This window comes from Mesorhizobium sp. CA8 (assembly GCF_020164955.1).
Lineage (GTDB): Bacteria > Pseudomonadota > Alphaproteobacteria > Rhizobiales > Rhizobiaceae > Mesorhizobium.
Window position 1 is genome coordinate 84681 of the sequence record NZ_JAIUHG010000014.1, and the last position, 26124, is coordinate 110804.

Annotated in this window: 26 protein-coding genes, 1 tRNA gene and 1 pseudogene; 12 read left to right on the top strand and 16 right to left on the bottom strand. The window is 65.0% G+C overall.

Features of this window, described 5'->3' with window-relative positions:
- Positions 1-17: 17 nt before the first annotated feature.
- The 7 genes from LB553_RS16885 to iolE all read right to left on the bottom strand — a co-directional run bounded on the left by LB553_RS16885 (position 18) and on the right by iolE (position 7107).
- Positions 18-956: a sugar phosphate isomerase/epimerase family protein gene (locus LB553_RS16885; protein WP_224514994.1), complete on the bottom strand. Its 939-nt coding sequence runs from the start codon at positions 954-956 to the stop codon at positions 18-20.
- Between the two features lie 33 nt (positions 957-989).
- Positions 990-1982 (bottom strand): inositol 2-dehydrogenase, encoded by a 993-nt coding sequence (iolG, locus tag LB553_RS16890; protein WP_224514996.1) that lies wholly within the window; start codon positions 1980-1982, stop codon positions 990-992.
- Between the two features lie 63 nt (positions 1983-2045).
- Complete coding sequence (locus tag LB553_RS16895) at positions 2046-2864, bottom strand: carbohydrate ABC transporter permease (RefSeq protein WP_224514997.1); 819 nt, start codon at positions 2862-2864, stop codon at positions 2046-2048.
- Positions 2861-3766, bottom strand: a complete 906-nt coding sequence (locus tag LB553_RS16900; protein ID WP_224514999.1) for a carbohydrate ABC transporter permease — start codon at positions 3764-3766, stop codon at positions 2861-2863. Before LB553_RS16900 ends, LB553_RS16895 begins: the two co-directional genes overlap by 4 nt.
- Complete coding sequence (locus LB553_RS16905) at positions 3766-5079, bottom strand: extracellular solute-binding protein (RefSeq protein WP_224515001.1); 1314 nt, start codon at positions 5077-5079, stop codon at positions 3766-3768. The genes LB553_RS16900 and LB553_RS16905 overlap by 1 nt, the downstream gene beginning before the upstream one ends.
- On the bottom strand, positions 5076-6173 hold the full coding sequence (locus LB553_RS16910) for an ABC transporter ATP-binding protein (protein ID WP_224515003.1): 1098 nt from the start codon (positions 6171-6173) through the stop codon (positions 5076-5078). The genes LB553_RS16905 and LB553_RS16910 overlap by 4 nt, the downstream gene beginning before the upstream one ends.
- Before the next feature lie 22 nt (positions 6174-6195).
- Positions 6196-7107, bottom strand: a complete 912-nt coding sequence (gene iolE, locus LB553_RS16915) for a myo-inosose-2 dehydratase (RefSeq protein WP_224515005.1) — start codon at positions 7105-7107, stop codon at positions 6196-6198.
- Between the two features lie 552 nt (positions 7108-7659).
- Here iolE and LB553_RS16920 point away from each other — a divergent pair.
- On the top strand, positions 7660-9132 hold the full coding sequence (locus LB553_RS16920; protein WP_224515007.1) for a PLP-dependent aminotransferase family protein: 1473 nt from the start codon (positions 7660-7662) through the stop codon (positions 9130-9132).
- A 299-nt stretch (positions 9133-9431) separates the two neighbouring features.
- Here the strand turns inward: LB553_RS16920 and LB553_RS16925 are convergent, their stop codons facing one another.
- The 3 genes from LB553_RS16925 to LB553_RS16935 form a co-directional block, all read right to left on the bottom strand.
- Positions 9432-9815, bottom strand: a complete 384-nt coding sequence (locus LB553_RS16925; protein WP_224515116.1) for a GFA family protein — start codon at positions 9813-9815, stop codon at positions 9432-9434.
- Positions 9816-9953: 138 nt separating this feature from the next.
- Positions 9954-10030 (bottom strand) — tRNA-Arg (locus LB553_RS16930).
- Positions 10031-10255: 225 nt separating this feature from the next.
- Positions 10256-11179, bottom strand: a complete 924-nt coding sequence (locus LB553_RS16935; protein ID WP_224515009.1) for a DUF1003 domain-containing protein — start codon at positions 11177-11179, stop codon at positions 10256-10258.
- Between the two features lie 446 nt (positions 11180-11625).
- Between LB553_RS16935 and LB553_RS16940 the strand changes: the two genes are divergently transcribed.
- A complete protein-coding gene (locus LB553_RS16940) occupies positions 11626-12075 on the top strand; it encodes a universal stress protein (RefSeq protein WP_224515010.1) in 450 nt (149 codons plus the stop codon).
- 429 nt (positions 12076-12504) lie between these two features.
- Here LB553_RS16940 and LB553_RS16945 read toward each other — a convergent pair.
- Positions 12505-13353: pseudogene (locus LB553_RS16945) on the bottom strand (D-alanyl-D-alanine carboxypeptidase family protein); the annotation flags it as partial.
- Positions 13354-13665: 312 nt separating this feature from the next.
- On the opposite strand from LB553_RS16945, the gene LB553_RS16950 reads away from it, so the two are divergent.
- The 4 genes from LB553_RS16950 to LB553_RS16965 all read left to right on the top strand — a co-directional run bounded on the left by LB553_RS16950 (position 13666) and on the right by LB553_RS16965 (position 18152).
- Complete coding sequence (locus tag LB553_RS16950) at positions 13666-15474, top strand: methyl-accepting chemotaxis protein (protein ID WP_224515014.1); 1809 nt, start codon at positions 13666-13668, stop codon at positions 15472-15474.
- Between the two features lie 242 nt (positions 15475-15716).
- A complete protein-coding gene (locus LB553_RS16955) occupies positions 15717-16823 on the top strand; it encodes a hypothetical protein (protein ID WP_224515016.1) in 1107 nt (368 codons plus the stop codon).
- 227 nt (positions 16824-17050) lie between these two features.
- Positions 17051-17677 (top strand): nucleoside triphosphate hydrolase, encoded by a 627-nt coding sequence (locus LB553_RS16960; protein WP_224515018.1) that lies wholly within the window; start codon positions 17051-17053, stop codon positions 17675-17677.
- 151 nt (positions 17678-17828) lie between these two features.
- Positions 17829-18152 (top strand): hypothetical protein, encoded by a 324-nt coding sequence (locus LB553_RS16965; RefSeq protein ID WP_224515020.1) that lies wholly within the window; start codon positions 17829-17831, stop codon positions 18150-18152.
- A 5-nt stretch (positions 18153-18157) separates the two neighbouring features.
- Here the strand turns inward: LB553_RS16965 and LB553_RS16970 are convergent, their stop codons facing one another.
- From LB553_RS16970 to LB553_RS16980, 3 genes are all read right to left on the bottom strand, one after another.
- On the bottom strand, positions 18158-18862 hold the full coding sequence (locus LB553_RS16970; protein WP_224515021.1) for a glutathione S-transferase family protein: 705 nt from the start codon (positions 18860-18862) through the stop codon (positions 18158-18160).
- A gap of 236 nt (positions 18863-19098) precedes the next feature.
- On the bottom strand, positions 19099-20307 hold the full coding sequence (locus LB553_RS16975) for a beta-ketoacyl-[acyl-carrier-protein] synthase family protein (RefSeq protein ID WP_224515022.1): 1209 nt from the start codon (positions 20305-20307) through the stop codon (positions 19099-19101).
- A gap of 4 nt (positions 20308-20311) precedes the next feature.
- Positions 20312-20566: an acyl carrier protein gene (locus tag LB553_RS16980; protein WP_041003067.1), complete on the bottom strand. Its 255-nt coding sequence runs from the start codon at positions 20564-20566 to the stop codon at positions 20312-20314.
- A gap of 235 nt (positions 20567-20801) precedes the next feature.
- Between LB553_RS16980 and LB553_RS16985 the strand changes: the two genes are divergently transcribed.
- The 5 genes from LB553_RS16985 to LB553_RS17005 are packed head-to-tail and all read left to right on the top strand — an operon-like array spanning position 20802 to position 23173.
- Complete coding sequence (locus LB553_RS16985) at positions 20802-21650, top strand: urease accessory protein UreD (RefSeq protein WP_412033350.1); 849 nt, start codon at positions 20802-20804, stop codon at positions 21648-21650.
- 21 nt (positions 21651-21671) lie between these two features.
- Positions 21672-21974 (top strand): urease subunit gamma, encoded by a 303-nt coding sequence (locus tag LB553_RS16990; RefSeq protein WP_224515023.1) that lies wholly within the window; start codon positions 21672-21674, stop codon positions 21972-21974.
- An 11-nt stretch (positions 21975-21985) separates the two neighbouring features.
- Positions 21986-22240 carry a DUF1272 domain-containing protein gene (locus LB553_RS16995; RefSeq protein ID WP_224515024.1) on the top strand — a complete coding sequence of 85 codons (255 nt, stop codon included), beginning with the start codon at positions 21986-21988 and terminating at the stop codon, positions 22238-22240.
- 26 nt (positions 22241-22266) lie between these two features.
- Entirely contained in the window at positions 22267-22860 is a 594-nt protein-coding gene (locus LB553_RS17000) for a HupE/UreJ family protein (protein WP_224515025.1), read from the top strand.
- Between the two features lie 7 nt (positions 22861-22867).
- Positions 22868-23173, top strand: coding sequence for an urease subunit beta (locus LB553_RS17005; RefSeq protein ID WP_224515026.1), 306 nt, complete (start codon positions 22868-22870; stop codon positions 23171-23173).
- 17 nt (positions 23174-23190) lie between these two features.
- Here the strand turns inward: LB553_RS17005 and LB553_RS17010 are convergent, their stop codons facing one another.
- Both LB553_RS17010 and LB553_RS17015 read right to left on the bottom strand, forming a co-directional pair.
- Complete coding sequence (locus LB553_RS17010) at positions 23191-23676, bottom strand: hypothetical protein (RefSeq protein WP_224515027.1); 486 nt, start codon at positions 23674-23676, stop codon at positions 23191-23193.
- A gap of 117 nt (positions 23677-23793) precedes the next feature.
- The gene (locus LB553_RS17015) at positions 23794-24171 is read right to left on the bottom strand and encodes a hypothetical protein (protein WP_224515028.1); all 378 of its coding nucleotides are present in this window, start codon (positions 24169-24171) and stop codon (positions 23794-23796) included.
- Positions 24172-24353: 182 nt separating this feature from the next.
- Between LB553_RS17015 and ureC the strand changes: the two genes are divergently transcribed.
- Entirely contained in the window at positions 24354-26066 is a 1713-nt protein-coding gene (gene ureC, locus LB553_RS17020; RefSeq protein WP_412033349.1) for an urease subunit alpha, read from the top strand.
- The last annotated feature ends 58 nt before the right edge of the window (positions 26067-26124 follow it).

The following is a 26124-nucleotide window of genomic DNA, read 5'->3' on the forward strand; positions in this document are numbered from 1 at the left end:
AAATCGGATCTGAGCATTCAGGCCAGGTTGATGGCGACGTTGCGCAGCAGCGCCACGGATTTGCGCATGCCTTCCATGGGCGACAGCATCATGTCCTCGTGCTCGATCGACAGCACGTCGTCGTAGCCGGCCTGCTTCAGCGCCGTGCAGAACTGCCGCCACCAGGTCTCGCCGTGGCCGTAGCCGAGCGTGATGTAATTCCAGGCCCTTTCGGCAAACTGATTTGGCGGACGGGCATCGAGCACGCCGTCGATGGCCGCCGGTATCGGTTCGACGCGCGTATCCTTGGCGTGGACATAGTAGATCGCCGAGCCAAGCTTGCGCACGGCGGCGATGGGATCGGCGCCCATCCATATCGGATGGCTCGGATCGTAGTTCGCGCCGACCGTCTCGCCGACGGCATCGCGCAGCCGGAACAGCGTCTGCACATTGTACACGGCCTGATGCCCATGCAGTTCCAGGCAAAGCTTCCTGATGCCAAGGTTGTTCGCAAAGCCGACGAGGTCGCGCCAATACGGGATGATGCAATCGTCCCACTGGTAGCGCTGGATCTCGGCGCATTCGGGCGGCCAGTCGGTGATGATCCAGTTGGGGTTGGCGTCGCCCGGGCCGCCCGGCAGCCCCGACATCATCACCACGCGGTCGATGCCCAGGAGGCTCGCCAGCCGGATCGTGTCCTCGGTCACCTGGCGGTGCTGCTTGCCCTGCGGTCCCGGATGCAGCGGATTGCCCGAGCAGTTGAGCGCCGCGATCGTCAGCCCGTGGTCGCGGACCTTGGCGACGAATTCGGCGCGGGTCGCCGCGCTATCCAGCATGGCCGCAAGGTCGATATGCGGCGCCGACGACCAGTTGCCGCAGGCGAACTCCAGCGTCTCCAGCCCCAGTTCGGCCGAGGCGCGCAGCATTTCGTCGAAGGACAGGTAGCCCAGGCTGTCGGTGATCATGCCAATCTTCATTTCGGAAACTCCCGCTTGCTTCGGACCGTCCGCTCACAGCTCTACGGGCTCAAACCTGCCGGACCGGGCCGACGCAAGCGCCGCCTCGCAAAGGATCATCGCCTTGCGACCATCGCTGGCGGTGACCGCCGGCCGCCTGCCCGTTTCGACGCAGGTGATGAAGTGGTCGATCTCGGCCGCGTAGGACTCGGCATAGCGTTCGACGAAGAAGTAATAGGGCTTGTCGCGCGATATGCCCGTGCCGCCGTATATTTCCACCGAGGTCGGCAGCCGGTTGCCGGCCTGCAGCATGCCGTCGGCGCCGTGCACCTCGATGCGCTGGTCATAGCCATAGGCAGCCCTGACGCTGTTGTTGATGTGGCATTGCCGGCCGGACGCCGTTCGCAGGATGAACATCGCGGTGTCGTAGTCGCCGAGCTTCCTGTATTGCGGCGCCACCAGCGAGGAGCCGGTCGCGAAAAGTTCGACTGGTTCTTCGCCGAGCATGTTCCGCGCCATGTCGAAGTCGTGGATAGTCATCTCGCGAAAGACGCCCCCGCCTCCCGCTAGCGCTTCCTCGGATTCCGGCTCGGGGTCGCGGCTGGTGATGATGACCTGCTCGACGGCGCCGATCTCGCCGCCATCGAGGCGCTCCTTCAGCGCCCGGAAGCTCGGATCGAAGCGGCGGTTGAAGCCGATCTGGAACGGCACGTCGGCCTTCGCGACCGCCGCCAGGCACTCGTCGGTGCGCTTCAGGTCGAGGTCGATCGGTTTCTCGCAGAAGATCGCCTTGCCTTGCGCCGCCGCAGCCATGGCTAGCTCCGCGTGGGTGCGTGTGGCCGACGCGATGAAAACCATTTTCACTGCCGGATCGTTCATAGCGGTCTCGGTGTCCACGATCTCGGCGCCGGTTACGGCGGCGACCTTCTCGGCCGCCTCGCGATTGGGATCGACGACGTAGCGCAGCCGCACCTTCGGGTGGCGCGCGAGATTGCTCGCATGCACACGGCCGATCAGCCCTACCCCGAACAGACAAACATCCATCATGCGTTCGACTTTCCCATCAGGCCGCTCCATCGCTGGCGGCCGGTTCGTGTTGCCCAAGCGGCATCATTTCACGGCGCCCATGGTCAGCCCGCGCACCAGATGCCGCTGCACCAGAAGCGCGAAGAACACGATCGGCAACGCGCCGATGACGCCGGCAGCCGCCATCGAGGCCCAGTCGGTGTCGATGCGGCCGATCAGCGTTGCCGTGCCGCGCGGCATGGTCATGGCGCGGGGCGTCGCCGTCAGCGCCAGCGCGAAGAGGAACTCGTTGAAGGTGACCAGCACGGCGAAGATCGCGGTGGCCGCGAGCCCCGGTGCCGCCAATGGCAGCGTGATGCGGCGGAAGGCGCCGAAGCGCGAATCGCCGTCGACCATCGCCGCCTCCTCGAGGTCGACGGGGATCTCGCTGAAGAAGCTCTCCATCATCCAGACGCAGAAGGTGACGTTGAAGGCGGTGTAAGTAGCGATCAGGCCGAGCCAGCTGTCGAGTAGCCCGAGGCTGAGCATCAAGAGATAGACGGGGATCAGGATGACGACTGGCGGGATGATCCGCAGGGTGAGCAGGAACAGGCCAACCTTGCGCTCCGCAGCGAAAGGCAGGCGGAACCTGGCGATCGCATAAGCGCCCATCGCGCCGACGATCAGCGCGATCGCGACCGAGAAGAAGGTCACCACCAGCGAGTTCGTCAAATAGGAGCCGAACTGCTTTTCGGTGAACAGTCGCACGTAATTGTCGAGCGTCGGCACATGCGGGTAAAGCGTGCCTTCCTGGGTGATCTCGCGGTTCGACTTGAGCGAGGTGGAGACCAGCCAGTAGATCGGCAGCAGCACGACGGCCAGCACGAAGATGGTGGTGAGGATGCGCGACAGGCGGTTGCTCATGACGCGTCCACCCTGCGCAGCAGCCTGATGGCGCTGAAGGCCAGCGCGAGCACGACGAGGCCGATCGTCACGAACAGCGCCGCCGCATATCCGGTCTGCTGGAATTTGAATGCGGTGTCGTAGCCGTAGATCGAGATCAGCCTCGTCGCTTCGCCCGGCCCGCCACGGGTCAAGACGAAAACCTGGTCGAAGGTGCCGAAGGCGTCGATGGTCCTGAGAACGATCGCCACCGCCAGCACCGGCCGCATCATCGGAAAGGTGAGATCGGCGAAGACGCGCCAGGCGCCGGCGCCGTCAACGCGCGCCGCCTCGAATGGCTCGTGCGGCAGCGATTGCAGTCCCGCAAGCAGGATCAGGAACATCAGCGGCGTCCATTCCCAGACGTCGAGCGCGACCAGGCCGATGAAGGCGTTGAGCGGATTGCCGAGGATCTGCACCTCGCCGCCGCCCGTGGCCTTCGACAGCGCGGTCAGCATGCCGGCGTCGCTGGCATAGATCAGTCGAAAGACGATGGCGACGACGACCGGCGTGATCACCATGGGAATGATCAGCACGGTCCTGAGCAGCCGGATGCCGCGGAATTCGTGCAGGCAAAACAGCGCCAGCGCGAAGCCCAGCACCGCCTCGAAAGACACCGACAGCGCCACGAACTTCACCGTGACCCAGAGTGCGTTGAGAAACTGCGCGTCGCTCCACAGATGCAGATAGTTCTGCAGGCCGACATCGGCCACCGGCGAGCCGTAACGATAGGCTCTGGTGCTGGCGCGGAGCCCATCCCAGAGCGGATAGACGAGCACGCCGAGCACGATCGTCAGGCCCGGCGCCAGCATGAGATAGGGGAGGGCGAGGTCGAGCCCCGCCCCCTGCAGGCGATATTTGCGCGCCTGCGTGCCGGTTCGCATCAGTAGTAACCGGCCGTGGTCAGATAGTCCTTGACCTGCTTGGCGGCCTTGTCGAGCGCAGCGCCCCCGCCGGAGCCGGCCTGCAGCGCCTTGTTGAGCTCGATGCCGAGCAGTTCCTCGACCTTTGCCCAGTCTGGTGTGCGCGGCCGCGGCAAGGCGCCCGCGTCGAGCTGCTGCAGGGCGACCGGGATCAGACGGTTGCCCGGCTTGGCGATGCCGAAGGCGCTGCGCTTGACGGGAATAGAGCCCGCTTCCGAGAGCTTGGCCTGGGTTTCGGCGCTGACATACCATTTCAGGAACTCGATCGAGTTCGCCTTGTTGGGCGCCGATTTCGGCACGCCGGCGATGAAGATGCCCATCTGGGCGATCGCCTTTTCCTGCTTCGGCACGACGCCGAAATCGAGCTTGCCCGCGACCTTGGTCTGGGCGGGATCGTCGGCCTTCAACGCATTGCCCGAATACTGGATGATGGCGCCGGCATCGCCGCCGAGGATTGCCGCGCCCTCCTGGTCGGAATCGAACTCGACTACGCCGCTCGGCGCGTTCTGCTTCATCGTGCCGACAAAGAAATCCGCCGAGGCCTTGCCCTCGGCCGAATTGAAGATGGGGTTCCACTTGTCGTCGAAGAAGGCGCCGCCGAACGACAGGAAGATCGGATACCAACTGGTGACGATCGGGTTGCCGGAGACACCGCGGAACACAACCGGGTATTTGATCTTGCCGGCAGCCACGCCTTCCTTGCCCTTGGCGATCACCTCGTCCCAGGTCTTGGGCGCGCCGCCGGTGAAGACGTCGTTGCGGTAGGTGAGCGTCTGCAGGTCGCCGACGAAGGGCACGCAGATCAGTGTTGGCTTGGCGTTCTCGAAGCCCTTGACGCGCGGCCCCTGCCGCGGCGGCCAGTAGCCCATGTCGATCATCGGGCCGATCCAGTCCTTGTCCGACCCATCGATGCCGCCGGCACCAAGGTCCTCAAGCACGTTGGCGGCGCCGAACTGCGGCACCCATGGATCGTCGAGCAGGTAAAGGTCATACTGGCCGGCCCCGCTCTGAGCGTCGGCGAACCACTTCTCGAGCGTCACGCCGTATTCGTCCTCGAGGAACTGGATGTCGAAGCCCTGCTCCTTGGCCAGCGGGATGATCTTTTCCTTGAACGGCGTCAGGCCGCCATCGGCGAAGGCGCCGATGATCACCTTCTTGCCGGCTGCCCTGGCCGGCATCGGCAGGCCGAGCGTGGTGAGGGCCGTGCTGGCCAAGGCGAGGCCGAGCCCGCCCTTGATGACGGAGCGGCGAGTAAGTCTGCTGGAATGCATCATTTCACTCTCCCATTGTTATTGACCCTGTGGACGGCGGTGAGGCCGCCCGAATTGAAGAAACAGGCGTTCGCCGGGTCGAAGGCGACGCCGATGCTTTCACCCACCACACCCCTGAAATCGCGTCCGGCACGCACCTGGACGTTGCCGCCTTCGAGGCGGACATTGACCAGCGTCTCGTTGCCCATGGGCTCGACCACGTAGATTTCGCCCTGCAGCACGCCCGCTTCGCCCGGCGGGGCGACGCTGCAGTCTTCCGGTCTCAGCCCGATCTCCACGATCTCCGCCAGGCGGCATGCGGCGAGCCGTGTCTGATCCACCGGCACGATCCCGGTGGCGACCGTCACGCCTTGCTCGCAAAGCGCGGCCGGCAGGATGTTCATCGGCGGATTGCCGACGAAGGTGGCGACGAAACGGTTCGCCGGGCGGTCGTAGATCTCGATGGGCGGCGCCATCTGCTGCAGCTCGCCGCCCTGCATGACGGCGACGAGGTCGGCCATGGTGAGCGCCTCGACCTGGTCGTGGGTGACATAGATGGTGGTGGCGCTGAGGCGCTGGCAGAGCCGCTTGATCTCGCCGCGCATGGTGAGCCTGAGCCGCGCGTCGAGATTGGAGAGCGGCTCGTCCATCAGGAAGGCGGCCGGGTCGCGCACGATGGCGCGGGCCAGCGCCACGCGCTGTCTCTGGCCGCCGGAAAGCTGGCGCGGCCGGCGGTCGAGCAGATGGCCGATTTCGAGGATGGCGGCTACCTCGCCGATCTTGGCCTTGCGCCCGGCCTCGGATGTGCCGCGTATCCACAGCGGATAACCGATATTGTCCGCGACCGTCATCTGCGGATAGAGCGCGTAGCTCTGGAACACCATGGCGATGTCGCGGTCGCGCGGCTGCAGCCGGGTGACGTCGCGCTCGCCGATGAACACCTTGCCGGCGGTCGGCATGTCGAGCCCCGCCAGGATGCGCAGCGCCGTCGTCTTGCCGCAGCCCGAGGGGCCGAGAAGGGCGAGGAACTTATGGTCCGGCACGGTGAGGTCCAGCGATCGCAGCACGTTGAGCGCGCCGAAATTCTTGACCACGTTCTTGAAGACTACCGAACCCATCCCGCCAGCGCCCCTGCCTTCCTCAAGCCTTGCGCTCGTGCACGTAGAAACCGGCATCTTGCGCCAGTTTCTTCAGATTGCGATAGCCCATCGTCGCATAGGTCAACGGATGCGCCTTGGCCGGGTCCTGCTCGGCCTCCACCACCAGCCAGCCCGAATAGCCCTGGTCGGCGAAGATTTTTAGGAGCGTCGGATAGTCGATCGCGCCGTCGCCGGGCACGGTAAAAATGCCCTCCATCACCGCGCCCATGAAGCTCATATCGGCCTCGCGCGCCTTCTTCAGGATGGCCGGCCGCACATCCTTGCAATGGACATGCACGACGCGCTCGACATGCCGGCGCAGCAATTGCTCCGGGTCGCCGCCGGCAAAGGCGCAGTGTCCGGTGTCGTAGAGCAGGCCGACCGCCTCGCCGGTGCTGTGCATCAGCCTGTCGATTTCCCCGTCGGTCTCGACGATCGTGCCCATGTGATGGTGGAAGGCCATGCCGACGCCGAAATCCGAAAACCGCTCCGCGAGCCGCGTGATCTTGGCTCCATAGGCCTTCCATTCCCCGTCCATCAGCTTCGGCCGCTGCGAGATCGGGTCGTGGATCGCGCCATGCCGGCCGCGCGAGGTGTCGGCATAGACGACGCGCCTGGCGCCAAGATCGCGAAGCAGCGTCAGATGCGGCCGGATCGCCTCGAATTCCTCGTCCACCTCCTTCTCGCAGATGCGCCCGTCATACCAGCCGGAGACCAGCGCCAGCCCGTAATGGTCGAGGATGGGCCGAAGCGTGCGGCTGTCGCGCGGGAACTTGCCGCCAAGCTCGGTGCCGGCATAGCCGGCCTCCGCGGTTTCGGCGAGGCAGGTCTCGAGCGGCGTGTCGCCGCCCAGTTCCGGTACGTCGTCATTGGTCCAGGTGATCGGGTTGATGCCAAGTCGAACTGTCGTCATTGCTCGCTTTCCGCCCCGCAGCCGGATCGCTGCGGGGTATCTGGTCTCGGGAGGAGATGCTGCGATTGCTGGCGGCAGGGCAAAAGCCCGCCGTTTCGTTCGGCGGGGCGCCCTCCCAGCATCTCGCCTGGCAAGTTCCCGTCTTACATGTCCTTGTCGACGTCTTGCCCCAACGTCAGTGCGCGAAGTCTACCCCGCTCTGTCTCCCTCGCGAGGGCCAGTTTTCCGGAAAATGAAGGAACCAGTTTCAAGTCGGAGGTGGGTGTGGCAGGATGGGGGAGGATGGACAATCTCGAAATCATCGATCGTCGGCGCGAGGCCCCCCTCTCTGCCCTGCCGGACATCTCCCCCTCAAGGGGGGAGATTGGCAGCTTCGCCGCCGCGCCCCCCTTTGCGACGTTGGCGATTGGCGAAAGCCGGCGCGACATCCGATCTCCCCCCTTGAGGGGGAGATGTCCGGCAGGACAGAGAGGGGGGCGAAGGAACTCGACCTTACAGCACAAGCGTGTCGCGGCACGCCATTGCCATTGCATCCATGGGTGGGGATAACCCATGCGCCCCCACCCCAAACCCCAGGCCTTCCCGCTCGACATGCTAGCCGTGAACCGCTCGAGCCCCGAGCATCTCTCGCGCCAGCTCTATCACGGCCTCGTTGCCATCATCCGCAGCCGCGCACTTCCCCCCGGCTCGGAGCTTCCCTCCACCCGCGCCTTGGCGGCCGAACTCGGCCTTGGCCGCAACACCATCGTCGCCGCCTACGACCAGCTGGTCACCGAAGGCTATCTCGCCAACCGCCAGGGCGCGCGCCCCGTCATCGTCGACCTGCCGGACGGCCCGCGCGAATCACCGCGCGAGGAGCCGCCCGTGCCGCTGCGCGCGCCTTCGCTGCGCGGCCAGCAGCTGCTCAACCAGCCCTATCACCACGGCCGGCCGGGGCACGTCGCCTTCCACCCCGGCATGCCGGATGCGCAGAGCTTCCCCTTCGGCGTCTGGGGCCGCCTCGTTGCGCGCCGCGCCAGCCATGGTGGCGAGACGTTGTTCGGCACCTATGACGTCACCGGCCACCCGGCGCTGAAGGAAGCGATCGCCGGCTATCTGTTCTCGGCCCGCGGCGTGCGCTGCCGGCCCGAACAGATCGTCATCACCACCGGCGCGCAGGCCGCCTTCGATCTTCTTGCACGCCTGCTGCTCGATCCCGACGACACGGTGTGGATGGAGGAGCCCGGCTATTACGGCGCCAAGGCCGCCTTCACCGTGGCCGGCGCCAGGATCCTGCCGATTGCGGTCGACCAGGAGCGCGGCTGGCGTCTCGATGCCCCGGATTTTTCGCCCCGCCTCATCTATGTGACGCCGGCCTGCCAGCATCCGCTCGGCATCACCATGCGCATGGAGGAGCGGCTGCGCCTGCTCGACATCGCCGAAACGGCCAATGCCTGGGTGATCGAGGATGATTTCGACGGCGAATACCGATTCCAGGGCCGCCCCGTGCCGGCGATCCAGAGCATGGACCGCTCCGGCCGCGTCATCTATGTCGGCACCTTCGCAAAGCTCCTGTTCCCGGCGCTGCGCATCGGCTTCATGGTGCTGCCGCCGGAGCTCGCCGGCCGCATCGTCAACGCGCTCTCAACCACCGGCCAGTTCGCGCCGCTGCTCCTGCAGGCCGCCTTGGCTGATTTCATCACCGAAGGCCATATGAGCCGGCATCTGAAGCGCATGCGCCGCATCTATACCCAGCGCCGCCAGCTTTTCCGCGACATCGTGACCGAGCGTCTGCGCGACGAGATCACGCTGTCCCCCGCCGAAGCCGGCATCCAGGTGGTGGGCTACCTCAAGGAAGGCATCGACGACATCAAGGTCAGCCAGGCGGCGGCAAAAAGGGCGATCAACGTCTCGCCGCTGTCGAAATATTTCCAGAACACGGCGCCGACCCAAGGGCTGGTGCTGGGCTATGCGGCGTGCGACGCGGCGCAGATGAGGGATGGGGTGGAAAGGCTGGCGCAGGCGATCGGGGAGGTGCTGGGGTGAGGCTAAGGCGATCTCAGTTGGCGGAGAGGTGGAAGGCAGGACCTGTGCCGATTGAGTATCGGACGCTGTACGTCGCCGCCATGCTGCCAGGAGCTCTCGGCAGCGCCGACGCAGCGTGCAACCGACGTGATTTCGATCTCTGATCAATCGTCCGGCTTGGGCTAGAGCTCTAGAAAGGGGCTGATGAAGTCAGATCGAAGTGGCTAATCGCCGGGGCTTCCTTACGGGTTTTCGTGCCCTGGCTTGCTCTCACCGTTGGACTTCATCTGTCGGTCCCTCACGTGCGCCTGCAGCTGAAACTAGCCGTCCTGCTCCTGCGGTAGCCCGTCGGTTAGATCGTAAAAATCGGACTTCGATCCCACGAAAATATGCTTGCTAAGGCGCAGGCCTGTCGGTGGGTCAAGGGTTCCGGCAGCGACGAAGGTTTGAAGGCCGGGAGCCGCCTTCCAGAATAGATTACCGCCGCAGCGCGAGCAGAAACCGCGCTCGACGTCGTGTGACGAGCGGTACCAACTGAGGGTAGACGACGCTAGCAGTTCAAGATTCTCCGAGCGACAGGCCGCCATAGTCGCGAAGTTGCCACTGGTGCGGGCGCATTGGGTGCAGTGACAGGCTACAGGCTGTGCAAGCTCACCCGCGATTTGGTAGCGCACTGACCCGCATAGACAACGACCCGACGACATGGAGACCTTACCCGCCAAGGGAGATTTTGTTCCATCAAGTTGCGAACGGAGTTATTGTGCTGAAGTAGCCCTCGACAAGGCTTTCAGGACGCGTGTCGCAGCTGCTTTTCGCCCTTCTGAAGCCGCGGAAACCGAAATTGGCGCACCCGACAAGATTCGAACTTGTGACCTCTGCCTTCGGAGGGCAGCGCTCTATCCAGCTGAGCTACGGGTGCTTCCCGGAGAACCGGAAAACGAACCGGCCGGTGAGCCGGCCAGCCACGGCTTCTTAGCGGAAGCCGCTGCGGGCTTCAACGGGCAATTGGCGATTGTGCGGTGGGCTGTTGGGTGATTGTCCGACCGGTAGGCCATCGGAGACGGCGCTCCCCCTCTCCGTCTCGGCTTCGCCGAGCCACCTCTCCCCCGCTCTGGCGGGGGCGAGGAACCGAAGCTCCGGTGGCCTAACCTTCTGCCTCGACCTTCGCCGTCTTGCGCCGCACCGCCCGCGCGGTGTGCTTCTGCTTCTTCGCGCTTGCCAGCTCGTGCATGGCATCCAGCTGCATCTGCTGCATCTCGGCCAGGCGCTGCCATTGGCGCGAGATCAGGTAGTCGAGCTTTTCGTGCAGGTGCCGCACTTCCAGCTCGGCCTTGAGGTTCACCCGGTAGTCGTTGAAGGAGCGCAGCCGGTCTTTGGCTTCCTGGCGCTTCTGGCTCATCATGATCACCGGCGCCTGGATGGCGGCGATACAGGAGAGCAGAAGGTTGAGCAGGATGAACGGATAGGGGTCGAAGGCCTTGGATTCGCCCTGGACGAGGTTGAGGCCGATCCAGATCAACAGCACCGCCGCGAAGGAGATCAGGAACCACCAGCTGCCGCCGAACTCGGCCATGCCGTCGGAGACGCGGTCGGCGAAGGAGCGGTGCTCCTCGAACTCCTCTTCCGAGTTTTCCGAGATCGTGTCCTGCCTGGCGATCGATTCCACCACCTGGCGGTCGAGCTCGGAGAATTCGCCATGCTCCTGCTGCAGCAGTTCCTCCATGTAGCGCATGCGGTAGCGGCCGAGCTCCTCGCGGCTGATGCGGGCGCCGCGCGGCAGGTCGGGATGGTCGGAGCGAATGCGATCGGCGAGGCTGGGCCTCAGATCGTCGATGCGCACCAGGTCGCGCTTGCGGAATTTGCGCCCCGATATCGCAGAGGGTTTCTTCTTCGGCTTGACCCTGGTCGCGCCGGGAACATGCGGTTCGGAATCCGGCACCTCCGGCGCTTCGAGGATCTCGTCGGCGGCTGCTTGCGCATCCTCCGGCACGGTTTCCGCCTCGAGATACTCGCCGGCGATGTCGTTCTCGTCGTCGGGCTGCGCGGATGCCTTCGGGTCGCCTGCCATGCTCGGTGCTCCTGTTCGAGGCTTTGCGATACGATACGCCAAGCCGGCGGCATATCCATGGTCAGTGTGAAAAGTGTGTGACGGAACAAGTTCTTGTGATGGGGCGGGCGGGCTGCTTAGGCAATTGCATAGGTCGGCGCACCCCCTCATCCACCCGTTACGCGGCCACCTTCTCCCCGCCGGGAAGAAGAGGGAAGCGCCGGCGCTGACAATCTCCTCTCCCCGCCGGGGAGAGGTCAGCCGAGCGAAGCGGAGGCTGGTGAGGGGGAGCGCCGTCGGCAATTTCTCACCACCCCTGGAGCAATCGTCTCCGCCCCCTGGCCTTGAGTGAGATCAACCTGTCCCCTGTGGCGGGCCTGATAGGCTGACTATATCGACATCGGGCCTGACCGTTCAGGTTCCCGCCACCTGGGGCGCGCAGCGCCCGCAAATGAGGGATCGCCGCCATGTACAAGAAAATCCTGATCGCCACCGACGGTTCGGAACTCGCCCAAAAGGGCGTCGCCCACGGGCTTGAGCTGGCCGAGGGGCTCGGCGCCGCCGTCGTCTTCGTCACCGTCTCCGAGCCGTTCCCGACGCTCGCCTGGGGCGGCGCCATGGCCGGTTATGTCGCCGCCGACGAGCTCACCAATTACCAGGAAAACGCGCGCAAATATGCCCGCGAGGTGCTCGACAAATGCCAGGCCGAGGCCGGCGCGAAGGGCATCGGTGCGAAGACCCTGCACATCGAGAACCGGACGCCCGCCGAGGCGATCCTCGATGTGGCTGCCGCGGAGGCCTGCGACCTGATCGTCATGGCCTCGCACGGCCGCCGCGGGCTGGGACGCCTTGTGCTCGGCAGCCAGACGGCGGAGGTGGTGTCGCTGACGCAGATCCCGGTGCTGGTGGTCAGATAAAAGATTGGTGGGACAACGCCTCCCAATGAGGTCGTCATTCTAGGGCGGAGCGACGCGAAGCGTCGCGCAGACCCTGGAATCCATGCCATTACGCCCGCCGAAAAATGCATCGGTGCAGAACGAGGACGCCTACGCCGGCGTTCCGGCGCCACTGTCTGCACCGTCGCGACGTTCACAGGTCGCGGCATGGATTCTAGGGTCTGCGCGCGTCGCTTCGCTCCTTGCTCCGCCCTAGAATGACGAGCCGACAAGGGCACCGTTCTACTGCGCCGGTAGCAGCAGCGGCGAACTGGGCGACGCTAAGTCCGGCGACGGCAGATCCGACGCCGGCTGGCCCGGCCGCGTCGACGCAGGCGTCGCCTGATTCGGCGTCGACAGGCCGGGCAAAGCCGAGTCGGGCGGCTGCAGGCCAGGCGGCGGCGAGGCCGGCTGTTGCCCGGAATACATCAGCCTGGGCTGGCCGGCATCGGCTATCGTCGGCCCCAGGCTTCGCTGGATCAGCGCCTCGACATGGTTGTTGCGCTGGCGCGCGCTGTCGGCGCCCATTACCACCACGATCAGATGCCGCCCATCGGCATTGTAGGAGGTGACGATGTTGTAGCCGGAAGCTCTTATGTAGCCGGTCTTGATGCCGTCGACCCCGCGCACGCGCCCCAGCATGTCGTTGTGGCCGCGCACCAGCCGCCCGCGGAACATGAAATCGCTTTCGGAGAAATAGTGGAAGTGCTGCGGGAAGCGCTTTTCCAGCGCCATGCCCAGCACCGCCATGTCGCGCGCCGTCGTCACCTGGCCGTCGTCGGGCAGGCCGCAGGCATTGCGGAAATTGGTGCCGGTCATGCCGAGCGAGCGCGCCTTGGCGGTCATCATGGCCGCGAACTGGTCCTCTGAGCCACCGCCAAGATATTCGCCCACCGCCACCGCCACGTCGTTTGCCGACTTCACCACCATGGCGCGGATGGCGGAATCGACGTCGATTGTTTCGCCGCGCCGGAAGCGCAGCTTCGTCGGCGGCTGCGAGGCGGCGTGGTCGGAAACCGGGATCTGCGTCTGCTTGGTGACGCGGCCGCTCTCCAGCGCCTCGAACAGCATGTAGAGCGTCATCATCTTGGTCAGCGAGGCGGGATAGCGCTGCGCCGTGGAATTGACCTCGAACAAGGTCTTGCCGGTCGAGGCGTCAACCACGATCGCCGCATATTTCTGCGGCTTGGCCGGCACGGCAAGCACGCTTTCAGGCGGCGCGGCCGTGGTGCAGCCGGCGACCAGCAGGAGCAGGGCCATCGCAGCGATGAGTTTCTGGAGGATGAGGAAGGGACGGGGCAAGACGGTTCTAAAGCTGTTGCTGAGATGCGGCGAAGCTAACGTAACGCATGTGCCGCGTCCAACTGGTTAACGGCGGCAATAAGGCATTTGCCCAGGTTTTGGAGGTTCGAGCCGTCGCCGAAGCTGCCAATCTCCCCTTGCGGCCCGCAAGGGGGAGATCGTATGTCGCGCAGGCTTTCGCCAATCGCCGGCCGCCTGCTCACCCCCGCTTTGCGTTCCGCTCCACCTTTCCGTTAATATGCGTGCGGCTTGGTTTTGGGGGGATCGGCAATGTCGGAAATCGCCACGGGTACGACCTCGCTTTTGCGAGCATCGCTCAGCCGCACCGGCAAATGGGCGGCGAGCTTCGCCTTTATCAGCGGCGCGGTCGGCGACGTGCTCAACCCGCTCGGACCCTTTGCCGCCTATATCGCGCTTGGAGCCGCGGTCGCGGCGCTGATCATCGCCGTCGCCATGGTGCTGCGCCTGGTGCTGGCGGCTAAAGCCATGCCGGCGCTGATCTTCGCCACCAGCGCCGCGGCGATCGCCGGCGGCGTCTACGGCATCCAGCAGCAAACGAATTCGCAGAACGGCGTGGTCGCCAGCCTAGTGCCGGCGGTGGCCGAGCTGCAGCAGTCGCTGGGCATCGTCTCGCAGAAAGTGGCGAAGATCGAGAAGACCGTCACAGAGACGCAGAAAACCGTCGAGGCGATCAAGAAATCCACCGACACGGTGGCGAAGACGACCGAAGAGATCGCCGCGGCGCAGAAGCAGCAGACCGCGCAAGGCGCCGAGACGCAGAAGACCGTGGATATGGTCAAGCAGACCACCGACACCTTGGCCGCGGGCCAAGAACAGCAGCAGGCGCAGGTGGAAAAACTGCAGGCGACGACCGAGCAGGTCGCCGCTTCGATCGACACGATCGCCAAGGGATTTGCGCAGCTTGCGGCGCAGGGCGGCGCGATCGCCGATCCGAAGCGCCCGGATGAGTTTTATCACAATGCCCGCGTCTACGAGCTGGCCGGCGACATGCTCAACGCGCGCCGCTCCTATCTTGCCTTTGCCGGCTTCGATGTCGACGCGGTCGACCCCTACACGCGCTTTGCCACGCTGCTCAGGGTCCAGGACGGCAAGGCCGGCGCCCGCGAAGTGTTCGGTTCTCTGGCGGAAAAGGCCAAGGCGCCGTCGCTCAAGCTCGTCCATCTCTTGCAGTTCGACGACGCCCAGCGGGTGGACAAGCTCAACGCCTTCATCGCCGCCAATCCGGATTACGCGCCGGCTTACTTTCTCCTGGCGCAGGAATTCTCCGAGGATCGTCTCGGCAGCCAGACGCTCGCCGACAAGCGCAGCGAAGCGCAGGCGTTGGCCAAGTTCGTTTCCTATGAGCAGGATGGCGGCCTGCTCAAATATTTCATCGATCAGACGCAACTGGCCGACTGGCTCGACCGCAGCCGCAGCCGGCTGGCGGCCCTCGGCGACGTGCTCGATCCCTCGCGCTTCGTGCCGACGCTGACGCCGACGCGCTCCAACGCCGGCTGGTCGATGACGATCTCGCTGCCCGAGCCGGCGACTGCGATTTCCTGGCGTCTCGGCGATAGCGGCCCGTTCACCGACACAGGCCTGATGGCCTTGAACGACCAGCGCACCGGCAAGCCGATGCCCAATCCGAGCTTCGAATTGCCGGACAGCACCGCCGCCGCCATCATCGCCATCAAATATCTCGACATCCGCGGCCGCGAGACCGGCCCGTTCGACATCCGCTTCGATCCGGATTCGGCGCTCCAGCAGGGCAACAAGCAGATCCTCGACCAGTTCTGGACGTCTTGGATCGCGTTCGACGCCGGCGGCAATCGCGGCTTGGTCTATTTCACCCAGATGCTCTCCTTCCGCTGCGCCATCAAGGCGGTGCATTACAGCCTGAACGGCACCGCGCTCGACAAGGAGATCAAGATGCCGCCCTGCGACGCCAAGGACCCCTACGCGATTCCCTCCGACTACCAGCCTTACTTCAAGGTCAAGGACGATGTGAAATCGATGGCGGTGCAGGTGACCTATACGGACGGCACAAAGTCGCCGGTCAGGGAGTATAAGCGGCAGTAGGGTTCCTTATCCTCCCCCTTGTGGAGAGGGTCGATCCGCGCAGCGGATCGGGGTGGGGGTCGAAAGGATTCTTTCTTTGAGCCCCACCCCGTCGACCGGTCTCCGCTTGCTCCGACCGCTCGCCGACCCTCCCCACAAGGGGGAGGGTGAGGAACTGATGCAAATTGCCTACCATCTCGCTTGCGTATCCGGTGCTGGACAGGCTTTGCTGCCGCGAGAAAAAGATTCGCCGGGAGGCATCCATGGACACGGTTACCATCACCGCAAAGGGCATCTCCGTCTCGCTCGATCTCGTCGTCGGTCACATCAGTGCCATGGACATCGAAGCCGACGGCCGCGTTCTGAAGCCTCTGCATCGCGCGCCCTGGGTCGGCTCGCCGCGCGAGACATTGCCTGAAAGCCTCCCCGAAGGCACGGTGCGGCTCTCAGGCGATTTCCTCTGCGCGCCCTTCTCCGCCAGCGACGTCGAGGCCGCACCCCTGCATGGCTGGCCGGCCAACAGCGAATGGGACGTCGTCGAAAGCGCCGCCATTGCCGGCGGCTGGCGGGCCGTTTTTCGGCTGCGCCGCAAGGTGATGGGCGCCGCTGTCGACAAGGTCTTCACGCTGCGCGACGGCCACCCCTTCCTCTACCAGGAGCACATCTTTTCCGGCGGCTCGGGGGCGATCTCCGTCGCCCATCATCCGATGACGGCCATGCAAGGCGGCGGCCGGTTGGCCTTCTCGCCAAAACGCGTGGCGGTGACGCCCGCCACGCCGCTCGAGCCCGATCCGGCGCGCGGCAGCTTCATGCTGGCCTATCCGGCCCGCGCCGGTGACCTTGCGCAGTTTCCGCTCGCCGCCGGCGGCACAACCGACCTCACCGACTACCGCATCGAAGACAGGCGCGAAGATTTCATCACCTTGGTCGAGGCGGATCACGGCGGGCCGGGCTGGACGGCGATTGCCCGCCGCGCCGAGCAGGACCTGGTTCTGGTGCTGAAGAACCCGGCCGAACTGCCGGTCACCATGCTGTGGTTCTCGAATGGCGGCCGCGACTACGCGCCCTGGAGCGGCCGTCACGTCGGCGTGCTCGGCGTCGAGGACGGCCGCACGGCCGTCGGCCATGCCGCTTCGCTCGGCGACAACTGGCTGAAGCATGAAGGCGTGGCGACGGCCTTTGCGCTGGCCGAGGGGCGGTCGGTCTCGTTTCGCCACGTGATCGGCGCGGTTCCGTTCGCCGAGGCCGGACCGCTAGGCGGCCTGGAAACCGCGCCTGACCGCTTGCGTGTCCTCGCTGCCGGCGGGGCAGCGCGGGAGGTGCCGTTCGACGGCGGGTTCCTGCGCATCGGCCGTTCGGTTCCTGCTTGAGAGGTCGGCCAGGATGGGTCCGCGCAGCGGACGGGAAGCCAATTGCTTGGCTTTCCGAGCGACGAAAGCCGGTAGGACAGAGGGGGTGCTGTCCCGCCGGCGTTTTGGATTTCTGCATGAACCGGCAGCATGTGACTGGCAGCTTGCGATCTAAACGACGTTCTAAGATTTGAAATTTCCGCTCGGTGCCGCCAAAATGTCGGCCGAACAGCACCGGAAAGGCGCCTATGTCCGAGATCGCTCATATCACAGCCGCCATCTTCAAGCGCGCCGGCAAGGCCAAACGCTTCGTCGTCGCCATCGCTGGTCCGCCCGGCGCCGGCAAGTCGACAATATCCGCCTCATTGCATGAGCTTTTGCCGGAGGGCAGCTCGGAGGTCGTACCGATGGACGGCTTCCACTATGACGACATTATTCTCAACCGCCGCGGCCTGCGTCCCCGCAAGGGCGCGCCGGAAACCTTCGATTTCGCCGGCTTCGAGACGCTGCTGAAGCGCATCCGCTCCGGCGAACCCGATATCGCGATTCCCGTGTTCGACCGCAGCATGGAACTGTCGCGCGCGGCGGCCGAAATCGTTTCCGCCGACACCAAGTTTGTCCTGGTCGAAGGCAACTACCTGCTGCTCGACGAGGAGCCCTGGTCGCGGCTGGCGCCTTTGTTCGATTTCACCATCTTCGTCGACGTGCCGCGGGCTGAGCTCGAGCGCCGGCTGATGGAGCGCTGGCGCGAACACGGCAAATCCGACGAGGACGCCCGCGCCTGGATCGCCTCCAACGACATGCCCAACATCGAGCGGGTGCTGGCGCGGCGCCGGCCTGCCGATATGGTCGTTGGTTCCTTGGTTATTGGTTAACCTGCTCAATTTTCAATAGTTTTGGGCGGGAACCTTAAGGTTTTCGCGCCGTTATGACCCTATCCCGAATTGTCCGGCGCCGGAGCAATTCTAGGAAGGCGGCGAACGCTTTCCCTCCGAAACTGCGAACCGAGAATGCAGGAGCCGTCAGATGGCAACGAACAGCAGAAAAACCGCGCCCAAGAAGGCCAGGGCCAGCCAATCCAGGATGACGCAAGCCCCAGCCGGCGCCGGCCCCGCGGCGGCCGAACGATCGAAGGACGCCAAGCCGGCTTTCGGTAAGGCAGCGCCGAAGAAAGTGACGCCCGGCGCGGCCCACAAGGTCGCGGCCAAAGCGCAGAAGCCGCACAAGCCAGCTGCAAGCAAATCGGGTCCGATACGCACGGTCGCAAGCGTTGCGACTGGCGCGGTGGTGGCGACTGCAAGATTGGCCGCGTCCATGCTTGGCAGGCGAACCAGCGCCAAGTCGAAATAAGAGCCCTAGCCTTTCGCTGGAATGGTGAGCCCCCGCTTCACCGCCGGCCGTGCCAAGCCGCGCTCCAGCCATTCGGCGACGGTCGGGAAATCGTCGAAGCCGACCAGGTCGCGCGCCTCGTAGAAGCCGATCAGGTTGCGCACCCAGCCCAGCATCGAGACATCGGCGATTGTGTAGTCGTCGTCCATGATCCACTTGCGGCCCTTCAGGCGCGTTTCGAGCACGCCGATCAGCCGCCGCGACTCGTCGCGGTAGCGCTCCAGCGGCCGTTTGTCGGCAATTTCGCGCCCGGCGAATTTGTGGAAGAAGCCGACCTGCCCGAAGATCGGGCCGATCGCCGCCATCTGGAAGAACACCCATTGGATCGCCTCGTAGCGGCGCGCCGGATCGGCGGGAATGAGCTTGCCGGTCTTGTCGGCCAGATAGAGCAGGATGGCGCCGGACTCGAACAGGCCGATCGGCTTGCCGCCCGGACCGTCCGGGTCGATGATCGCCGGTATCTTGCCGTTCGGGTTGAGCGACAGGAATTCCGGCGTCCAGCTCTCGTTCTTGCCAATATCGACATAATGCGGCTCGTAGGCAAGGCCGATCTCCTCCAGCGCAATCGAGACCTTCACGCCATTGGGCGTCGTGGCGGAATAGAGCTGCAGGCGCTCGGGATCCTTGGCCGGCCAGCGCTTGGCGATCGGAAAGGCGGACAGGTCGGTCATCGCAAACTCCGGATGCGGATTGGCGCGGGGCGGCGCTTATGGCGGGTCAGGGAGAATTAGGACCCCGGCCAGCCGGGATCAATACGCCGCCAGATCAGGATGACGTTTCGTTGGATCGGCATCCTGATCTAACTCTTTGTTGGAGCATGATCTTCTCCGAAAACCGGCTCCCACCTTTCGGCATCATGCTCCCACCAGCTTGCCGTGCCACACACAGTCAACCAGTAGGCGGGCGGTCAGACCGCCTTGAAGGCCAGCACCGCATTGGTTCCGCCGAAGGCGAAACTGTTGCTGAGCGCGGCGCGCACCTTGCGCTCGCGCGCCGTGTTCGGCGTCACGTCGAGGTCGCATTCCGGGTCCGGCTCGCGATAGTTGGCGGTCGGCGGCACGATGCCGTCGCGGATCGCCATCACGCAGGCGATCATCTCCAGTCCGCCCGAAGCGCCGAGGCAATGCGCATGCATCGACTTTGTCGACGACACCGAAAGCGAACGGGCATGGTCGCCGAAGACGCGCTTGATCGCCGCTGTCTCGATCTGGTCGTTGGCCTTGGTGCCGGTGCCGTGCGCGTTGAGATAGTCGACATCTTCCGGATTGAGCCCGGCATCAGCCAGGCAGAAACGCATGGCCGCTTCGGGTCCCTCGACCGTCGGCGCGACGATGTCGGAGGCATCGGCCGAAAGCCCGACGCCGGCGATCTCGGCCAGAATCGTGGCGCCGCGCGCCATCGCATGATCGTAGCTTTCCAGCACCGCCATGCCGGCCCCTTCGCCGAGCACAAGGCCGGCACGGTCGGCCGAGAACGGCCTGCAGGTGTCGGGCGAAAGCACCCTGAGCGCCTCCCAGCCCTTCAGCACGCCCCATACCAGCGGCGCTTCGGTGCCGCCGGCGACCATCACGTCGGCGCGGCCGAGCCTGATCTGGTCGACGGCCGAGGAAATCGCATGGTTGGCGGACGAGCAGGCTGAAGTGGCGCCGAAGACAGGGCCGCGCAGCCCGAGATTCATGCTGACTTGGCCGGCGGCCGCGCCCGGCATCACTTTCGGCACGGTGAAGATGGCGGCGCGGTTGCGCCCTTCGAGCAGGATTGCGCGGTAATTCTCCTCGATGGTCTCGAAGCCCGCGACACCGACGCCGACGACTGCACCCATCCGGTAGGTGTTGTCGGCATGCGCGGTCAAGCCCGATTGCCGCATCGCTTCCCGCGCCGCGATCACCGCCAGCAGGCTGAAGCGGTCCATCGACACCCCCTGCTTGCGGTCGATGCCATGGTCCGGCAATTGCTTGATTTCGCAACCGGTCTTGACCTTGAGGTCATGCAGCGACGGATTGTCGATGGGGCCGATGGCGGAGCGGCCGGCGCGCATGGCGTCCCAGATCCCCGCCGCATCGTTGCCGAGCCCGCAAATCCCGCCGATACCGGTGATGACGACGCGTTTTTGCATGCAGTCAGGCTTTTTTCGCGATCAGTTCGCGAACCGCCTCGACCATGTCGCCGACGTTCTTGAGATTGCTCCAAGCATCGACCGTGTTCATTTCGATCTCGATGCCGTATTTTTCCTCGAGATCGAAGATGATCTCGGTCAACTCCAGCGAATGGATGCCGAGCGTTCCGAGATCGGTGCTGGCGGTGATTTCCTCGCCGCCAGTGTCGGCATGCGCTTTGATCTTTTCTATGATCTCGGTCGTCAGTTGGTCAGCCATTCGGTTCCTTCCCTGTCGTTTCCCGACGCCAACTGATCAGCGCCTTTTTTATCCCCGGATCCAACAAACGCCGTTGCCCTTACCTCGCCAGACACCGCGCGACCGCTCCAGGGTGGCTTCCCTCTATAGAAACCAAAACGATGTCAAGCAACAAGCGATATATCGACAAAGCCGCCGGAGTGCTTAACCTGGAATCGTGGACACGATCGAAAACACCCTGACATCCCGGCCCGCCTTGCCTGCGGCCGCCGCTCCTTTGCCTGTCGCGCAACGTGTTGCCGGGCGAGCCAGGCTTTTCTGCGGCAAGAGCGATGGCCGGACGCGTTTGCAGCGGCTCTATCAGGACGGATCGGCCAAGATCCGCCTGCCGGCGGTGCAAGGCGATCCGCTCGAGGCGGTGCTCATCAACACGGCTGGCGGGCTGACCGGCGGCGACCGCCTTGGCTGGACGATCGAGGTCGGCGCCGATGCCTCAGCCTCCATCACCACCCAGGCCTGCGAGAAGGTCTATCGCGCCGCCGCCGACAGGGCCGAGACAAGCGTCGGCCTGCGGGTCGGTTCGGGCGGCCGCATCGCCTGGTTGCCGCAGGAAACCATCGTTTTCGACCGCGCCGCCTTCGCCCGCACTCTGGATGTCGAGCTTGGCGACGATGCCGAGGCATTGATGCTCGAAGCCACGCTGTTCGGCCGGCTTGCGATGGGCGAGCGGATGGTTCAAGGGAGTTTCCATGACCGCTGGCGGGTTCGCCATGGCGGTGCGCTGGTCCATGCGGAGGATTTCAGGCTCGGCCCGGACATCGCCGCAACGCTCCAGCGGCGGGCGGCGACCGGCGACGCGCTTGCCGTCGCCACGGTGCTCTTCGTTTCGCCGCAAGCGGAAGATCTGCTGGGCAAGGTCCGGGCCATCATCGGCGATCCTGGCACCGGCGGCTGGGGCGGCGCCAGTTTCTGGAGCGTCGGCCGATCTGGCAAGCTTCTTGCGAGGCTCTGTGCCGGCGACGGCTACCAGCTCCGCAAGCGGCTGGTTCCGCTCGTCGAACTGCTTAATGGGCGGGCGGGCCTGCCCAAATTGTGGTCACTCTGATCTGAAACACCGGGATATTGCATGAATCTTACGCCGCGTGAAAAAGACAAGCTGCTCATTGCCATGGCGGCGATGGTGGCGCGCAAGCGCCTGGAGCGCGGCGTCAAGCTCAACCATCCGGAAGCCATCGCCCTGATCACGGACTTCGTAGTCGAAGGGGCGCGCGATGGCCGCCCGGTCGCGGAACTGATGGAGGCGGGCGCCCATGTCGTCACCCGCGCCCAGGTCATGGAGGGCATCGCCGAGATGATCCATGACGTCCAGGTCGAGGCGACGTTCCCCGACGGCACCAAGCTGGTGACCGTGCACGAACCGATCCGGTGAGGAGGAAGACGATGCTGGAGCTCAGGCCCAATTGCGAATGCTGCGACAAGGATCTGCCGCCGGAGGCGACCGATGCCCTGATCTGCACCTTCGAATGCACCTTCTGCGCCGACTGCGTGGATAATGTGCTGGGCGGCGTCTGCCCAAATTGCGGCGGCAATTTCGCGCCGCGGCCGATCCGGCCGGCGGCCAAGCTGGCGAAATATCCGCCTTCGACCAGGCGCGTGCTCAAAGCCGAAGGCTGCGGTCCGCGCAAGGCCGCTTAACCGGGTCAATTGGAAAGGGCAGAAAGATGATCCCCGCTTCGACGAAACGCAGCACGCTCGCCGTCGTCCTGTTGCTGGCGGCCGCCATGCCCGCCTACGCCCATGTCGGCGTCGGCACGACCTCTTCCTTCGCAGCCGGGTTCGCGCATCCGCTGTCCGGGCTCGACCACATGAGCGTGATGATCGCCGTCGGCCTTTGGGCGGCGATGAAGGGCGGCAAGGCCGTCTGGGCCTGGCCGCTGGCCTTCGTCGGCGTGATGCTGGCCGGCGGCGCGCTCGGCATGCTGCATGTGCCGGTGCCTTTCGTCGAGCCGGCTATCCTCGCTTCCGTCGTGGCGCTCGGTCTGCTGGTGGCGCTGGCGATCGACCTGCCGGTCTCGGCCGGGATCGCCATCATCGGCCTGTTCGCGCTGTTCCATGGCCATGCTCATGGCACCGAAGTGCCGGAAAATGCCGGCGGTTTTGAATATATGGCCGGCTTCGCGATGGCGACGGCGCTGCTCCACGGCGTCGGCATCGCGGCCGGTCTCGGCCTGGGCTCGCGCTTCCGCGGCGTGGCGCGCACCGCCGGCGCAGCTTGCGCGGCGATTGGCGTCGGCCTTGCCTTTGGCATGTTGTGAGGGTGCGATGATCCCCGGCGAAGTCATTACGGCCAAAGGCGGTATCGACCTGAACAAGGGCCTGCCCACGGTGACACTCAAGGTCGCAAACAGCGGCGACCGGCCGATCCAGGTCGGCAGCCACTATCATTTTTACGAAACCAATGAGGGCCTGAAATTCGACCGCGAGCGCGCGCGCGGCATGCGGCTCGATATCGCCGCCGGCACGGCCATGCGCTTCGAGCCGGGACAGGAGCGCGACGTCACGCTCGTGCCGCTGGGCGGCAAGCGCGAGGTCTACGGTTTCCAGCAGAAGGTGATGGGCAAGCTGTGAGGTCCGGCGCGCTCACATCACTTCGGCGGCTTAGCGGCGGCATAGATGACGACCTTCCCCGGATTGTCGAACTCCACGGCAAGCACGTCCTCGGCCTGCACGCGCCGCGAATCGATTGCGTTGAAGAGCAAGGCGTTCGCCTCGATCTCCTGGCGCAATTCGGCGACATCCTCCTGATGCTGCTTCACCTTGTTCTCGATGGCCGGCGGCGGTCCGCCTTCGCTGCGCGCCGCGTCGGTCAGGAAGATGATGTCGACCGTGTCGAGCTTGGTGATCTTGCGCACCGCGCCGATATTCTCGCGGGTGCGGTCGATGGCCGTGATGACCTTTCCGGCCTCCGTCGTGGACAGCGCCTCTTCCTGCCGGACATCGGAATCGACGATTGCCGCGGCAGGCCGGCCGTTGTCCAGCGGCTGCGCCGCGGACGCCGCATGGGTCGCGGCCATGAAAAGCGTGGCGGCAGCCACGGGACTCCATTTTGCAAAACGCGGGGCAGTCGCCATCGCTCGCTCCTGAATGAACTTGTGGCGGGGCGAAAACAGCGAAACGGTCCTGTCTGGCCGCAGGTTCCCTTCAAAAGCCGGCAGGCGGACCGCAAGGCGGCCCGCCAAGGCACGCAATCAGCTCGCTTTCTTGGTGATCAGCGTCAGCGCGCCATTGGGCTGCATGCTGGCGGCGATCACCTGCGCCGAGCTCATGCCCTTGGCTTCGAGCGCGGATTTCACCTTGGGCGTGGCGTCGATCGACTTGCGCAATGTCTGCAGGCCGGCATCGCCGCGCTGCGCCACGATCTGGTTGACCTGCGTCTGCGCGTCCTTGGGCAGTTCGGTGATGTCGACGACGTTGACGCTCTGGATCGCTGGCGCCGCGGACTGGGCTTTCGGCGCGGCGGGTGCGGTGGGCGCCGGGCTAGGCTGCGGTGTCGGCTGCTGCTGAGCGCTGGCAGCTCCGGCCATCATCAGACTGGCGGTCGCGGCGAGAAGTATCGCTTTGCGCATGGATATTCCTTCCATCGGCTTGGGAGTGATTCCGCCCGCCTCAACGGCCTGATGGGAACGCTCAAATGGGCGCTCAAAGTGTCGCCGGGCGGGTCATTGCATGACCATTGGATGGCGACAATGTGTGCCCCGCGTCCAAACAACCTTACTTTTGGCGACCTGAATTTCGGGAGCAATTGCTGATGGCCAGGATAAGCCGTGCCGCCTATGCGCAAATGTATGGACCGACGGTCGGCGACAAGGTGCGGCTTGCCGACACCGAGCTCTTCATCGAGGTTGAGAAAGACCTCACCGTTTATGGCGAGGAAGTGAAATTCGGCGGCGGCAAAGTCATCCGCGACGGCATGGGCCAGAGCCAGGTCACGCGGGCCGAGGGTGCTGTCGATACCGTCATCACCAATGCGCTGGTCGTCGACGCGCTCACCCGCATCGTGAAGGCCGATATCGGCCTGAAGGACGGCCGCATCGCCGCGATCGGCAAGGCCGGCAATCCGGACACCCAAGCTGGCGTCACCATCATCATCGGCCCCGGCACCGAGATCATCGCCGGCGAGGGCAAGATCCTCACGGCCGGCGGCTTCGACGCGCATATCCACTTCATCTGCCCGCAGCAGATCGAGGAAGCGCTGATGAGCGGTATCACGACGATGCTGGGCGGCGGCACGGGCCCCGCGCATGGCACCCTGGCCACCACTTGCACGCCCGGCCCCTGGCACATGGCGCGCATGATCCAGTCCTTTGACGCGTTCCCGATGAATATCGGCCTGTCGGGCAAGGGCAATGCCTCAAAGCCCGCGGCGCTGGAAGAGATGGTGCTGGCCGGCGCCTGCTCGCTGAAATTGCACGAGGATTGGGGCACGACCCCGGCCGCCATCGACTGCTGCCTGTCGGTCGCCGACGCCTACGACGTACAGGTGATGATCCATACAGATACGCTGAACGAATCGGGCTTCGTGGAAAACACGGTGGCGGCCATCAAGGGCCGCACCATCCATGCCTTCCACACCGAGGGCGCCGGCGGCGGCCACGCGCCCGACATCATCAAGGTCTGCGGCCTGCCCAACGTCATCCCGTCCTCGACCAATCCGACCAGGCCCTACACGGTCAACACCTTGGCCGAGCATCTGGACATGCTGATGGTCTGCCATCATCTGTCGCCGTCGATCCCCGAGGACATCGCCTTCGCCGAAAGCCGCATCCGCAAGGAGACGATCGCGGCGGAGGACATACTGCACGATATCGGCGCCTTTTCGATCATCTCTTCCGACAGCCAGGCCATGGGCCGGGTGGGCGAGGTGGCGATCCGCTGCTGGCAGACCGCCGACAAGATGAAGCGCCAGCGCGGCGCGCTGCCTGACGAGACCGGCGACAACGACAATTTCCGCGTCCGCCGCTACATCGCCAAATACACCATCAATCCGGCCATCGCGCACGGCCTGTCGAAGGAGATCGGCTCGATCACCGTCGGCAAGCGGGCGGATCTCGTGCTGTGGAACCCGGCCTTCTTCGGCGTCAAGCCGGAGATGGTGCTGGTCGGCGGTTCGATCGCGGCAGCACCCATGGGCGACCCGAACGCCTCGATCCCGACGCCGCAGCCGATGCACTACCGGCCGATGTTCGGCGCCTACGGCAAGGCCTTGACCAACTCCTCGGTGACCTTCGTCTCGAAGGCGGCGTTCGATGCCGGCCTGCAGGGCAGGCTGGGTGTCGACAAGGCGATGATCGCGGTCGAGAACACCCGCTGCGGCATCGGCAAGCATTCCATGGTGCTCAACGACGCGACGCCGCATGTCGAGGTCGATCCCGAAACCTACGAAGTGCGGGCCGACGGCGAGTTGTTGACCTGCGAACCCGCGACCGTGCTGCCGATGGCGCAGAGGTATTTCCTGTTTTAGGCGGCTGATCGGTGAGTGGGCAAATATCGTTGCGGCTCGCGCGCACAGACCGCAATAT